Here is a 14,171-nt window from a genome sequence, read left to right as displayed (position 1 = left end):
TCGCCATGTGGTGATTAGCTGCATTTTGCTGACAAATGATTAATCAAATCTTAATCCTGATTTTTCAAAAAATCATTTATAACTCTAACATATTCTTCTTGTTCTTCAAGGTAGGCCATATGGGCACTCTTCTCGAAAACATGAAATTTTGCGTTTGGTGTAAGAGAACTAAAATATTCAGTTGAAACTGGTGTAGCTTCATCGTAGCGACCACATGTAAATAAAGTCGGAATCAGAATGTCCTTTAAGCTGGAGGTACAATCAAAATCTCTTAAATTCCCTGTCACATGAAACTCTGAAGGTCCCCACATGATTTGATAAACGTCTGGATTTTTATATTGTGCACCATTCTTAAGGAACACGGGGTTTGGGTCCAGTCTACAGACGAAATAAGAATTAAAAACGGCTGTTGCTTCCTTGTATTCCGCTGAATCAGTTGTTCCGTTTTCCTCACAGGCTGTTAAGATTTGCTGCACGTCGGGCGGCAGCCTCTTCCGATTTTTCTCTTGGTCTTTCGCCCACAAGGGTGCACTTAAACAAGGGCTTGAAAAGACTATACTTTTTACACCTTTCGGATGAGCGAGATAGTAGGCTGCGGCTAATGTTGTTCCCCACGAATGACCGAGTATATGGAATTCATCAAGGTATAAAGTATTTCGCAGGTGTCCTAATTCCTCCACAAAACGGTTTAGTCTCCATAAAGATGTGTCAGCAGGCCGATCAGACTTCCCACAGCCTAATTGATCATAAAAAATGACAGGTCGTTCTTCTGCCAATATTCTTAAACCCTGTAAGGAATAATGGGAAGAACCAGGACCGCCATGCAGGATAATAACAGGAGTATTCTGCTGCGAACTGCCGTGTATTTGATACCATATCTTCCCTCCTGTTACCTCAACAAACCCTTCTTTTATAGACATCCAAACCCCTCCTTGCTTCTATTATCTTACTTTTATTATTGTTCAAAAAGGAGAAAATTGGAAGCGGCAGGGATATTTTTTGTCTTCCAATCTTGACTAATTTATGTCAGACACCCTCATCCTTCTGTAATAATGATCTAATATATTTGGCAATACTAACGTAGTGATTTGCATTGATTGTGCATATAAACAGTAGGGGGAAGAGATTTGGAGCAAACGTGGCTTTCTCTGATACCATTTCTAATCGTGATTTCGATGTCTATCTGGTTAAAGGATATTTTGCCGGGACTTGTCGTTGGTCTGCTTGTGGGTTCCGTTATCGTGAAATCGGATATACTGGGGGGAACACAGCAATCCATTACCTATATGGTTACGACATTGTCAGATGATAATAATATCAAAATTATAAGCTTTCTCTATTTATTTGGTGGATTAGTAGGAATGATGAATATCGCAGGAGGGATTAAAGGCTTTTCAGAATGGATGGGTGCTAAAATAAAATCGGAGCGCGGAGTATTAGGAATTATTTGGTTTACACTGCCCTTTACCTTTATGATGCCGATGTTTCGGATAATGATGATTGGGCCAATTGTAAAATCCTTGATAACAAAAATGAACCTTCGAAAAGAAAAGGTTGGAGTTACGCTTGATATCTCAACAGAGTCTGTTATCGTTCTTCTGCCTGTAGCAACAGCATTTGTTGGCTTTATGGTATCACTAGTGGAAGGCGGTATTAGAGATCTTAACTTAGGGATGACTCCGTATGAGGTCTTTTTATTAAGTATTTTGTTTAATTTTTATGCGATTGTCATGCTCTTAATTGGAATCATCCAAACGGTTTGGCCTTCGAAAAATATAAATAATCTCAGCAAGGACGTTAATCATAAGCAGCTTGATGAGGAGGAGCACGAGTTTCACCGGGCTGGAATCAAAAAGGAGCTGTCGCTTGTAAAAGCACAGCCATGGAATCTGATAATCCCAGTGTTCTTGCTGCTGTGCCTATCGCTCTATCTCCTTTGGGAAAATGGAACTTCTTTAGGGGCCAAAACAGTTTTTGAAGCATTTGCTATGGCTGATGCAACGTTTGTCATGCTTTTGGCTGTGTTCATCACTCTCATTTTTACCTTTGTGTTTTATATAGTGAGGCGGCAGAAATTAAACGAAATCATGTATCATTTTTATGATGGCGGGAACCAGATGATGCAGGCGATTAGTTTGCTCATCCTGATTTGGGCACTTACTTTATCTGCAGAGGACCTGGGGTTTTCTGAATTCATTAGCTCAACACTTGGATCATTTTTACCTGGATTTATGACACCTGCTATTATCTTTGTGATAGGTTCGATTACTGGTTATTTTATTGGCTCCTCATGGGGAACTTGGGGATTATTTATGCCATTAGGGATTGCCTTGGCGCTCTCAACAGATGCCTCTATTCCATTGACAGTTGGAGCAGTATTTGCAAGCGGTGCATTCGGTGCCATTACATCCCCATTAGGTGACACAACGATTACCACGGCATCTATTCTAGATATGGACCTGGTTGAATATGCTCAATATAAATTAAAAATTTCTACTTTAGGGGCAATTATTGCAGCTGCACTGTATATTGTGGTCGCATTAATGATATAAAAAGAAATCTATAAAAGCAGAGGTTCTATTGCATCCTACCAAGAGAACCTCTGTTTTTATAATCAGTTGTGAAGCAGTTTTTGTGCAAATAGTATTACTTCTATTTATATAATTCATGCTCAAGTGCATATTCTAACGCAGGCTGCGGCACTAAGTATCTCACGCTCAGACCGTCTTTAATCCTCGAACGAATAAGCGTTGAACTGGTTTCAATATTGACACCTTTGCTCAGACAATCAAAACGATGTTCATTTTTTATCAAAAATGAGTCTTTTGCGATTATATCTGCCATATCATAGCCCTCTCGGCCCATTACAATGAAGCGATTGGTTTCAATTAGCTCATACCCTTTATGCCAGTTCACAATGCTTTGCAGATTATCAGCTCCCATGACAAATAATAATTCATCATTCGGATATTCCTGTTTCAGCTTTTTCATTGTTTCATACGTATAGGTTTCCCAGCCTTCTGCTTCCATCTCAATTGGGTTGACCTGGATTCTTGGGTTATCAGCAGTGGCAAGCCTAGCCATGTTCAAGCGATGTTCATTAGAGGTTAAATTTCTTCCCTTGTCTCGCCGTTTAATAGAAGACGGTACAAGGATCATACCGTCCAGCTTTCGTCTATCAATGACCATTTCCATCGTGACGAGATGGCCTATGGTAATAGGATCACATGCAGAACCAAACACACCGTAACGCCCCATAATTTTCTTCCTTTCCTGTTGGAACTATAGACTTTCTACCTTTTTTCTTACTTTCTTAATATTCTCCATTTTATTTTCCCAGCATTTTGGACTTAAATCGACTGGATATTCTTCAGGGTTCAATGGTCGTTTATATTCATCCCAGAGTATGGCAAGGTTTTCTTTAACAAATTGTTGGATATCTTTTAATTCAGGAAGCTTATAAACTAAGTTTCCATCTTGATAAATATCCTGATGCAGATCTCTTGCTTCAAAATTGGTAACCATTTTACTGATATACGTATGAACGGGATGAAACATGTGCAGGCTATCCTCTTCATTAGGATTTTCATCCTCTAACGTAATATAGTCACCTTCTGATTTATTATCTTTTTTATCAATAATTCGATATACTCTTTTCTTACCTGGTGTTGAAACCTTCTCAGGACTTGAAGAAATCTTAATCGTATCTTCGAGCTCCCCGTTTTCGTTTTCAATTGCTACGAGTTTATAGACTGCTCCCAATGCAGGCTGATCAAATGCTGTGATCAGCTTTGTTCCAACACCCCAGCTATCAATTCTTGCGCCTTCTTGTTTTAAATTCATGATTGTTAGCTCATCAAGGTCATTGGATGCAACAATTCTTGTGCTTGTGAAGCCTGCTTCATCTAGCATTTTTCGTGCTTCCTTTGATAGATAAGCTAAATCGCCGCTGTCGATTCGAATACCGTTGAAATCAATGGTATCTCCCAATTCCTGTGCAACTTTAATGGCTGTTGGTACACCAGATTTTAGCGTGTCATAGGTATCAACTAGAAACGTACAATTCTTATGAGTTTTTGCGTATTTATGAAAAGCTGTATACTCATCCTGATATGCCTGTACAAAGGAATGGGCATGTGTACCAGCGATCGGAATTCCAAACAATTTTCCTGCCCTTACATTACTAGTTGCGTCGAATCCGCCAATATAGGCCGCCCTTGCACCCCAAATGGCTGCATCCATTTCTTGAGCCCGCCTTGAGCCGAATTCCATGAGAATATCATTTCCGGTAACCTGCTTCATACGAGCTGCTTTTGTCGATATTAATGTTTGATAATTGACGATATTTAGAAGTGCTGTTTCAATCAGCTGTGCTTCTGCCAGCGTGGATTCGACGCGAATGATCGGTTCATTTCCAAATACGAGCTCACCTTCCTGCATGGAACGAAGGTTACCTGTAAAACGAAGATCTTTTAAGTACGTTAGAAAATCCTCCTTATAACCTTGCTCCCGTAAATAATCTAAATCTGTCGTTGAAAATCTGAAATCATTTAAATACGCAATCACTTTTTCCAAACCTGCAAAAACGGCAAATCCGTTTCCAAAAGGCATTTTGCGAAAATAAAGATCGAATATGGCCTTGCGGTTGTGAATCTTATCCTCCCAATAGGTTTGAGCCATATTAATTTGGTATAAATCGGTATGAAGAGTTAAACTGTCATCTATATGATTTGCTTTCATTATGAGTCCTCCTGCTTAGTTTTGTCCGTACGTTCTTAAAATGTTATTTTTTACAAAAAGGGTAAATTTATGACCCATTAAACAACTTTTGCACCCAAAGAGGAAACAAAATGCTGTAAGGCCCATTCATGACCAAGTGGATTAAAGCTTGCAGTCGCCTGCTTGTGAACGACAATGTTAAAGCCTTTGTTATATGCATCAACAGCAGTGTGTAGAATACAAATATCTGTGCAAACACCTGTTAAATGAACTTCTGTAATTCCGCGTTCACGCAGCTTTAACTCTAAATCTGTTCCAGCAAAGGCGGAGTAACGTGTCTTATCTATCCAATAAACATGTTCTTTTTGCTTATTATCTTCGTATAGGCTGTTTAATGAACCAAATAAATTTCGACCTTTTGTCCCCATGATGTTGTGAGGCGGAAACAGTTTGGATTCAGGGTGAAGATGATCTCCTTTTCGGTGTGCATCAATGGCAAATACTACATATTCATTTTCCTCAATAAATTCCTTTGTAATGCTTGTAATAGCTTCTTCAATCTGCTGACCAGGCTTTCCGCAGGTTAATGCACCTTCATCTGCAACAAAATCAACGGTATAATCAATTGAAATTAATGCTTTTTTCATCATTTATTCTCCCCTTTTAAATAATTAACGATTAATGAAATGTTAATTAATTTCTTTAAAAAAAATTCTCGTTAATATTTTGCACTGTAAATGGAAACAAATGGCTCATAATCATTAAATGCATAAAGCTGAGCATTTCCTTTTGACCATTTATTTGTTTTTTTGGGCTCACCGTTAACCATGACCTTTTCGATAAAGGGCAAGGACGGTGCTTTTCTGAAAAACTGTGCATCTAATTTAATCCAGGGTTCGTCTAATACGGTCAATAATACCCCCTGAAGCTCGGAAAGGACAAATTCCTTTGGAAGGAAATTTCTCGCCAATGTCGTTAGCGACATATCCTTTTTAATGAACCATAGGGCATCGTCAATGACCTTCGCATGGTCAAATGCAAGATCGAGCTCAGTTAGTTCATTCATATCAAATAATTCAACCTCAGTGGCATCATCTGCTGCTTTTCTTTTTTCTAAAAATGTTTCTGGCACAATGGCATAATGGGCATTTGAAATAATCCAGCCACGCCTGTCTCTGCCTAATTTATCATATACACCGAAATGCTTGATTTTTACCCCATTTACACCTGTTTCTTCCTCAAGTTCACGTACGGCTGCTTCATAGGCTGTTTCATCCGGTTGTATAAAGCCCCCAGGAAGCGCCCATTTTCCGCCTTCTATATTCGGATGTCCTTCACTATTTAATGCTGCCCTTTTTATCAGCATCAGCTTCAAAGTTTTCTTAGGCGGCTTATAGGCCCCAACCTCTTCTGAAATAATCGTAAACACCGCAATATCAGATGTATATCCATCAGGAGTTCGATACTTATTCGAATCATAATGCTTTAAGGCTTCATCATTGGAATGAAAACTAGACATTCAATCACCAGCTTTCTCGTTGGTTTATTAATTAACAAGTTGTTAATCGTTATTTGTTAATTCCACTATATGCTAATATTTATTGGAATGCAATAGTTTTTTTGCCAAAATTTAAAATAAAAAAAGAAGTCAATTCATTTTATGATTTGAATCAACTTCTCTTTTTATTAGTTTATGGTAAAAATGGACAATCTATGATGAGTGGTTTCACATAGGATTTATAATGTAAATTTGTCTATTTCAACAATAACATCCTTACTGATATCACTCAATTGAGTTGCTGAAGCAGAAACTTCTTCAGCTGATGCATTCATTTGCTGGGAGGATGAGGAAATTTCTTCAGCTGATGCAGCCACTTCCTGAGCAACAGCTGAAGCGCCCTGTACCTTGTCAACAATGACACCCTGATTTTTCTGAAGCTTTGACATCGAACCATTAATGCCTTGCATTTTAGGAATGATTTCGTTAATTGCACCTATAATGTTTTTAAAGGAGATCACCGAAGTATTGGCAACCTCAATTTGATCATTTACATCTTTAATCATATCATCAGATGTATTAACCATATCCTTCGTATCTGAGGAGATTTCAACAACCAGCTTATTTATGTTTTCGGAAGAAAGCTTGCTTTGCTCAGCCAATTTTCTAATTTCCTCTGCAACGACAGAAAATCCCTTGCCTGCTTCACCGGCTCTAGCTGCTTCAATCGAGGCATTGAGTGCTAATAAATTAGTTTGGTCTGCAATCCCGTTAATAATATTTGTAATATTACTGATTTTATTAATACTAGATTCAAGGTTTGAAATCTTATCTTTTAATGCCTTAGCAGCAGAGTTTACTTCAATAATCGAATCAGACAATACAGTCATTTTGGTACTGCTGTCTTTAGCCATGCCATCCACATGATCTGCACTGTCTGTTACTTCGTTAATAGATATGACAATCTTATCCATTTCCATTCGGAAGTCCTCTAAAATGTTCGTAATATCAGCTAAATTCTCAGATTGCGAGCCTGTTCCTTGTGCTACTTCATTAATCGATTGCGAAACATTTTGAGTTGCAGCTGACATTTCCTCGAAAACAATGCCTAAGTTATCGGCCTGATTCTCAATATGTTTTGATTTTTCTTTGACTGTTAGAATCATGTTCTTGATATCTTCAACTGTATCTGATAGTGCTTTCTTCATAAGGCCAAATTCATTTTTATAACTTCGATCAATTTTAAGAGTGAAATCTCCGTTCGCCACTGTATTTAAAAGTGAAATCATTTCTTTTGCTGAGCGTTTAATAGAAATAACCGTGATCACAACGATCAACAAAAAAATGATGGCAACAGATATAAATATGTATAAAATAGTTTTAAAGCTGCTTTCATAGGTTTGTAAACTATTGGTATTTGCTGCTTTAGCTTCTTTTTCGTTCATTTCTTTTAAGGCAGTTAAGCTGGAATACAGGTCGGTTCCAATTAAGTCAAGTTCATCAAAATGGCTGTCAGAAAGTTTACCGGTTGTATCTATTTCAACTTTGGCTTCTTCCCAAGTTGACAAATATAACGATAATTGATCCGTAACATTTTTTACATGCATCGCTTCTTCACTTTGAGTACCTTTAATATAATTAGAGCGAGAGCTGCTATAGGAATCAATAAGATCTGTTATTTTTATATAATCTGCTTGGATAGATTCAGGAAGCTTTGCATCCCTCCTTGTCGAATAATCTCTCACACTAATTCTTATATTAGAAAATGTTCCTCTCATACTGCTAATTTGTGTTAGAGGGATTAAATTTTCATTGTAGAGCAGCCGGTTATCATCATTCATACTGGCCATTCTATTCGTACTAAAGAAACCAATGATGCCCATAAATACAATGGCAATAACGGACAAAATTGTTACAACATTAACAATTTTTAAGTTTTTCATTTTTTCAAACATTTGGCTCAACTCCTTTACGATAAATGGTAAAATTATGTATTCTATCAAATTATAATATATTACCATAATAATACATATGACTGCAGATAGGAGATTTGTGAACGATTCATGAAATAGCAAACAGGAGGCCATCGCATAAGAAAGTTTTTATGCGATGGCCTCCTGTGCATTCAATTGTAATAAGATAAAAGTTTGTAATGATGAGAACCTTCATGTTGGCTTTCCTGAAAGAATTTTTTTAGGAATTCTACCATATACTGATGCCGTTCTATAGCAAGCTTTTTCGCAGCTTGCGTGTTCATTCGATCCTTCAGCAGTAAGAGCTTTTCAAAGAAATGATTAATCGTGGTTGATTGCTGTGATTTATATTCCTCTGCTGTTTTGTGCATTTTCGGTTCTATTATTGGATTGAATAACTCTCTTCCCTTAAATCCACCGTACGCAAAGGTCCGGGCGATGCCAATTGCCCCAAGTGCGTCTAATCTGTCAGCATCCTGGACAATTTGTCCTTCTATACTCTTCATAGAATTATGTGTTCCAGCTCCTTTAAATGAAATGTCTTTCACGATTTGACAGACATGACGGATTACCTTCTCATGTACCTGCTGCGACTCAAGCCATTCTCTTGCTACTCTTGGGCCGATCGATTCATCTCCATCATGGAACTTCCAATCAGCGATATCATGCAGGAGAGCTGCCAGTTCCACTACTTCCCTTTGAAGGGGATCTGCCGTTTCCTTCATGATAAGTATGCTGTTTTCATAGACGCGCTTAATATGCCACCAGTCATGCCCTGTGACTTCAGCTGATAATTTTTGTTTTACATATTCCTTTGTCGCTTGGATGATATCCCGCATTCAAAAAGCCTCCATTTATTGACTTGTTTTACTTTTAAACTCTCTCTTCATATTCCCCTTTTGGTTAACTGCTTTACACGTGAATCTAAAAAATGGTTTTCATTATATAATTGGGCGAGGAAATTTAATTGTTTAATGTGTAATTAACACATGATGTAATTAGATAGAATTTTCTGATTTTTTAAATAAGGAGAATTTGGTTTATTGTTAATGCTGTTTTTCGAACGAATTCAGCTTATTTTCATAAAATATAATAAAAAGAAATAATGAGGATGTGAAAAAATGATCACTTTTTACCGAAATCATCCTACTATGATTGGTCTGGCGTGGACCGGCAGACATGTTATGATAATTCAATGTCAATATGATACAAACTCGGTATTACATGTTCATACAAGCTATCATGCACCGATTGAATCGATTCGAAAAAATTGTGCTGAAACATTGTCCCAGCACTTAAGTATTGGTTATAAAGTGATGAATGTGACGTTTTTTCCGCCAAATATCGTTCAATATCTGTTAGTGCTGGAATAATGTAACCCTCTATCTGCCTGCGACCTGTTCAATTTGCTCCGAAGGATAAATAGCTATTCCCTTTTTATCCATTTGAGCAATCTTGTACATAGCTGCGGCAACTGTCCTTCCTTGAATGGCTTTGTACTTTTTCAGCGGACCAATAAAAAGGAATGGGAAAATAATAAAAAAGAGCTCGCCTGCCTTCTCTCCAAAACGAAATTCTTTCCGTTCACCTAATAGTAAGGATGGACGCATAATGGAGATGCTTTCGAATGGAATCATGCTTATTTTCTCTTCCAGTTCTCCCTTCATCTTTGCATACCAAATCGAGGATTCAGGATTGGCATTCATGGAACTAACAATAAGAAAACGTTTGGCACCATTATTACTTGCAAGCTTTGCTATCTGAACTGGATAATTGACGTCTATTTTGTACATAGAGTCTTTCGTTTTTGCCTTTTTAATTGTAGTTCCTAAGCAGCAAAACACATCATCAACAGCAAAGATGTGATGATATTTATCCATGTTATCAAAGGATATGATTTTTTCCTCTAATTTTGGATGCTGCATGTTTAATGGAGACCTGACAATAGCAGTCACTCGTTCGTATTCCGTTCCATCTAGTAGATTATGAAGCAATTCATTACCAATTAAACCGCTTGCACCGGCAATCAATGCTGATTTTTTCTCCTTCAAACGTATCCCTCTTTCTAATTTATCCTAGTAAGTTTACTTTACTTAATTCATTTGGTCGAACCAACAATTGTTCTAGCTATCAATATGTAAGAAAATCTTCCTTTTTATACTTTGATGTATAAGCTGCAAAAGGATTCTACTTTTCTTTCTTTTTTTTTGCCACGTATCTCTCTCCTTTGACAGTTTACTAGTATACAAGAATACAGATGTCAGTTCAACTTTTTCCCAGAACCCAAAATAGGCTACATATTCCCCGGTGCTAAACTTGCTAAAAAGAAGAGATTCACATCTCTTTCATTGATATAATGAACTTGAAGAGAGAATATTTTGAACTAATATGTTATTGTATGAAAAGCTATCTATCAAAGCGTTAAATAAGGAGGCGAATTATATGCAAAAAGGGGTTCCCTATTCTCGAAGGCAGGCTTTTAGAGAGGAATTACGTCATTTAAAAGAAAATGGTTATGTGGATGAACAGGATTATCAAAAAATAAACCATGCTTACAATCTATATGTACAGGATATGGATGAACAGCAGCAAATAATTGAGGCCGCTGCCTTAAAAAAGCAACAGAAGGAAAAACAAAAACCAATTAAAACGAAAACTGCTCTGACACAAGAACAAATAAGAGAAAGAAATATTTCTTGGGGTTTGATTCTCGGTGTCATTCTCTTATTTATCGGAGGGCTAGTTTTTGGCACCAGTAACTGGAGCTCGTTAAATAATTTGTTCAAAGTATTACTAGTTTCTATGGTATCGGGTGTATTCTTTGCCAGCAGCTATGTTGCAGATAAACACCTCCACATACACAAAACAGCATTTGCTTTTATGACATTAGGAAGTCTATTTCTTCCTATTTCCATTATTTCAATTGGATTTTTTGAACTGTTGGGAAACTGGCTGTCCTTTTACGGCGGCGGAAAATATTTATTAGGCTTTATTGGCAGCATGCTCTGCTTACCTCTTTATACCTATATCGCTGCCAAATATAAGCACCGTTTATTTGTCTGGTTTTCCTATCTAACTGCCACAATCAGTGTCGGCTTTTTATTGGGGATGACCTATTTACCGCGTGATTTTTTCTATTTCGGGATCATGCTCTATAATGCGTTGTTATTATTTGGCTATTACAAATGGCAGTATAATCAGAAATTTGAACTATTTATTAGAGAATTACCGATTTTTGCTCAATTAAATTTAATTGTCAGCACTTTACTTATGCTATTTTTCTATGAAAATGCTACCTTTTACAGTTTTAATATTTTAATTACTGCTGCACTCTACATCTCGATGGTTTATGTCAATCGTACAAAGCATTATCATTATATTTTCACGCTACTCTTTGTATATGGAATGTACCAATTAATAGAGAATTCCTTCCTTCACCATCTTAATTATATAGGCTTCGCTTTGATTGGGATTCTGTATATGATGGTGGAAAAGTATTTAAATAAAGAAGATAGTCTAAAAAGGACTTTTCAGATCACAAGCGCGATTATTTCATTTTGTGCCTTTCTATTTATTAGTTATCAAGGGCTGTTATTACGTTCTGATGAAGATTCGACCGTTTTATTTGCAGCCTATATCACCATTGCAGCTACTTATATCTACTTGTCCAATATCTCGAACCAGCGGATATTCCGCTTTTTAGCTCCTTTTTTCCTTATGATAGCAGGCCTGCAAAGCTATTTTGTTTTGTTTAAAGGTGTCGAGGAAAACTATGTGGATATATATTTGTTTACTTATGCAATGATTATATTTTTTATTTTTTATATAAAAAACAGTTTTACCTACCTAATCCCAATTAAGATCAGTAGTTTTATCGTTTCTCTTGCAGCAATGGTCCTGATGATTCTTGTTGCTGTCGGAAATGGTGAATTAACACATGCTTCCATTCTATTGTTCACTTTTGGTCTTATTGCACTCTTGACCTATAAATTCCCTTTGTACGAAAAGATAAAAAAAGTAGCTTCTTGGGTTTACGCTGTTAGCTGGGGATGTTCATGGATTTGCCTATTCGATTATTTCGATCGAAACTTTGCATTTTACCGTTATCAGATCGAAATTATGGGTCATTTAGCAATTGGCGGATTACTTTTATTAGCTATAAGCTATGTTTGGAAATCAAGAAGCCAACTAGCGCTAGACTTTAGTACGTTTTTAACAGCGGTATCTGTTTACACGCTGGGGATGTTATCTACTCTGTTAGAAGGCTTTGAGCATCCTTTTATGACAGCTTTCATCTATGCGGTTGGAATTGCCCAATACGTACTGCTTGTCTATAAAGTAAAGCGCCCTATTCTGTGGACGTTAGTCAGTATAACGTCTCTCGCCTTCCTTGCAGCCTTAGCACATGTATTCGGGTTTGAAAATCATAATACATTTGCAGTAATGCATTTCTTACTGATTCCAGTTATCCTATTAGCTGTATATGAGGTTATCGGCAGAAACGTAAACGAGTTAAAGCCTTATTTCTTTTGGACAGCACATGCCTTTTTAGTACCTGTGCTGCTTGTTTCTATCTTTTATATTTTCTTTGCAAAATTACAGCCTGCCATTCTATTAATTGGGTTAGTTCCTTATATATACAGTACACTAAACCGAAAAAAGGAATGGGAAGTAAAGTTATTTTTATATGCTGGCTTCAGTACCTTTCCATTTATCATTTATGTGACAATCAGCTTTTATCAATGGGACCAATTATTCAGGGGCGAGCATTTATTTTTAATCGTCTCAGGAATCATTTTGGGTATATGGCTGATTGGGAATGAAACGTGGAAAAAACGAATTGATTGGTATTTGGTACCGCAAGCCTGTTTAGGGCTATTAATTTTCATTACGTTTGTTGATGGGCTAAACGTTTCCGGTCTACTACTATTTATTTTGTATACAGTAGTAACCTTATATTTGTTACACCGCAGAAGCTGGCAGATGTTTACCATCCTTCCATTGTTGCTAGCAACAGTTTACTTTTCGGTTACACTTTCCTTTTTCGAAAAATGGATGCAGATTGTTTTGGTGTTAGTTGTATATTTGGCACTCCATCTATTCGGCCGTTATGCTTTTAAAAGTCTCGTTTCATTAGAGCCGCTGAGAATTGATTGGTACACGATTATGTCGAGTATTTATGTAATCATGTTGTTTGTCGTTATTCCAAGCAGTGATCCATTATGGCTTAAACTAGTTCCTTCACTATTGGTGGTTTATTTCTTATATAGTCTAATTAATCGTTTTAATTGGATGGTAGAAAAGATGATTGTCAAAACGATCACAGCTGCTTCTGTATTATTACCATATTATGTCACTCTGGCTGAATTAGAGATCAACCAATACATTGAAACAGAGCTGTACACCCTGCCGTTTATCGTCTTAACGATATTCTTGAGCAGACATACGTGGAAGGAATATAAAAAGATTATGAGGATTATTCAATTAGTAGTGCTGCTGATTGTTACCATTATCCTCGTTTCTGATGCCTTGTACAGCAATACGATTTATGATGCGATTATGATCGGGGTGCTGTCACTCGCCTCTATCTTAAGTGGCATGCATTATCGTATAAAAGCTTATTTCTTTGTTGGCATCTGTGTATTACTCTTGAATGTATTACTGCAAACAAAACCATACTGGGGCAACTTCCCGTGGTGGGGCTATCTCATTATTGCTGGTTTAACCTTAATTGGCTTTGCCAGCTCCTACGAACTTCAAAAACAGAAAAAGGACAGCAGCAAAAAGTCCTTTTTACAAAGGAAAAAGGAACAAATCATTAGGAAGTTTAAGGATTGGGAGTAAAAAAAAGATCAACCAGAAAGGGAGTCTCTGGTTGATCTCATCAATTACTTCTATAAGGAATATCTCAATGGCTTACCAACCATCTGACTCTTATTATATAGAAGAAATATTACTATAAGATATTAACTACCTTAATA

The 14,171-nt window shown here is 36.9% G+C and carries 11 protein-coding genes; 3 read left to right on the top strand and 8 right to left on the bottom strand.

What is annotated here, in order from left to right:
• Positions 1–50: 50 nt before the first annotated feature.
• Positions 51–920: a proline iminopeptidase-family hydrolase gene (locus ACHUFV_RS03170; RefSeq protein WP_394232157.1), complete on the bottom strand. Its 870-nt coding sequence runs from the start codon at positions 918–920 to the stop codon at positions 51–53.
• 207 nt (positions 921–1,127) lie between these two features.
• On the opposite strand from ACHUFV_RS03170, the gene ACHUFV_RS03165 reads away from it, so the two are divergent.
• On the top strand, positions 1,128–2,552 hold the full coding sequence (locus ACHUFV_RS03165; protein WP_394232156.1) for a Na+/H+ antiporter NhaC family protein: 1,425 nt from the start codon (positions 1,128–1,130) through the stop codon (positions 2,550–2,552).
• A 100-nt stretch (positions 2,553–2,652) separates the two neighbouring features.
• On the opposite strand, the gene nadD is transcribed toward ACHUFV_RS03165, so the two are convergent.
• From nadD to ACHUFV_RS03135, 6 genes are all read right to left on the bottom strand, one after another.
• A complete protein-coding gene (nadD, locus tag ACHUFV_RS03160; protein ID WP_394232155.1) occupies positions 2,653–3,258 on the bottom strand; it encodes a nicotinate (nicotinamide) nucleotide adenylyltransferase in 606 nt (201 codons plus the stop codon).
• Positions 3,259–3,282: 24 nt separating this feature from the next.
• A complete protein-coding gene (locus tag ACHUFV_RS03155) occupies positions 3,283–4,740 on the bottom strand; it encodes a nicotinate phosphoribosyltransferase (protein WP_394232154.1) in 1,458 nt (485 codons plus the stop codon).
• Between the two features lie 77 nt (positions 4,741–4,817).
• Positions 4,818–5,366, bottom strand: a complete 549-nt coding sequence (locus tag ACHUFV_RS03150; RefSeq protein ID WP_394232153.1) for a cysteine hydrolase family protein — start codon at positions 5,364–5,366, stop codon at positions 4,818–4,820.
• Positions 5,367–5,437: 71 nt separating this feature from the next.
• A complete protein-coding gene (locus ACHUFV_RS03145) occupies positions 5,438–6,238 on the bottom strand; it encodes an NUDIX domain-containing protein (protein ID WP_394232152.1) in 801 nt (266 codons plus the stop codon).
• Between the two features lie 218 nt (positions 6,239–6,456).
• Positions 6,457–8,172, bottom strand: coding sequence for a methyl-accepting chemotaxis protein (locus ACHUFV_RS03140; protein WP_394232151.1), 1,716 nt, complete (start codon positions 8,170–8,172; stop codon positions 6,457–6,459).
• Positions 8,173–8,342: 170 nt separating this feature from the next.
• On the bottom strand, positions 8,343–9,029 hold the full coding sequence (locus tag ACHUFV_RS03135) for an HD domain-containing protein (protein WP_394232150.1): 687 nt from the start codon (positions 9,027–9,029) through the stop codon (positions 8,343–8,345).
• A 282-nt stretch (positions 9,030–9,311) separates the two neighbouring features.
• Here ACHUFV_RS03135 and ACHUFV_RS03130 point away from each other — a divergent pair, with 282 nt between their 5' ends.
• The gene (locus ACHUFV_RS03130; RefSeq protein ID WP_394232149.1) at positions 9,312–9,563 is read left to right on the top strand and encodes a hypothetical protein; all 252 of its coding nucleotides are present in this window, start codon (positions 9,312–9,314) and stop codon (positions 9,561–9,563) included.
• A gap of 9 nt (positions 9,564–9,572) precedes the next feature.
• Here the strand turns inward: ACHUFV_RS03130 and ACHUFV_RS03125 are convergent, their stop codons facing one another.
• Positions 9,573–10,241, bottom strand: a complete 669-nt coding sequence (locus ACHUFV_RS03125) for an NAD-dependent epimerase/dehydratase family protein (RefSeq protein ID WP_394232148.1) — start codon at positions 10,239–10,241, stop codon at positions 9,573–9,575.
• 391 nt (positions 10,242–10,632) lie between these two features.
• Between ACHUFV_RS03125 and ACHUFV_RS03120 the strand changes: the two genes are divergently transcribed.
• Entirely contained in the window at positions 10,633–14,034 is a 3,402-nt protein-coding gene (locus ACHUFV_RS03120) for an SCO7613 C-terminal domain-containing membrane protein (protein ID WP_394232147.1), read from the top strand.
• The last annotated feature ends 137 nt before the right edge of the window (positions 14,035–14,171 follow it).

It is taken from the genome of Niallia oryzisoli, from assembly GCF_043641075.1.
Taxonomy (GTDB): Bacteria; Bacillota; Bacilli; order Bacillales; family Cytobacillaceae; genus Bacillus_BD; species Bacillus_BD oryzisoli_A.
This window is presented reverse-complemented; position numbering and strand designations above follow the sequence as displayed.

What these genes read in the sequence shown, in the direction of transcription:
- ACHUFV_RS03145 (WP_394232152.1), bottom strand. Translation starts at nt 6,238, where the DNA reads ATGTCTAGTTTTCATTCCAATGATGAAGCCTTAAAGCATTATGATTCG.
- nadD (WP_394232155.1), bottom strand. Translation starts at nt 3,258, where the DNA reads ATGGGGCGTTACGGTGTGTTTGGTTCTGCATGTGATCCTATTACCATA.
- ACHUFV_RS03140 (WP_394232151.1), bottom strand. Translation starts at nt 8,172, where the DNA reads ATGTTTGAAAAAATGAAAAACTTAAAAATTGTTAATGTTGTAACAATT.
- ACHUFV_RS03130 (WP_394232149.1), top strand. Translation starts at nt 9,312, where the DNA reads ATGATCACTTTTTACCGAAATCATCCTACTATGATTGGTCTGGCGTGG.
- ACHUFV_RS03150 (WP_394232153.1), bottom strand. Translation starts at nt 5,366, where the DNA reads ATGAAAAAAGCATTAATTTCAATTGATTATACCGTTGATTTTGTTGCA.
- ACHUFV_RS03170 (WP_394232157.1), bottom strand. Translation starts at nt 920, where the DNA reads ATGTCTATAAAAGAAGGGTTTGTTGAGGTAACAGGAGGGAAGATATGG.
- ACHUFV_RS03155 (WP_394232154.1), bottom strand. Translation starts at nt 4,740, where the DNA reads ATGAAAGCAAATCATATAGATGACAGTTTAACTCTTCATACCGATTTA.
- ACHUFV_RS03120 (WP_394232147.1), top strand. Translation starts at nt 10,633, where the DNA reads ATGCAAAAAGGGGTTCCCTATTCTCGAAGGCAGGCTTTTAGAGAGGAA.
- ACHUFV_RS03135 (WP_394232150.1), bottom strand. Translation starts at nt 9,029, where the DNA reads ATGCGGGATATCATCCAAGCGACAAAGGAATATGTAAAACAAAAATTA.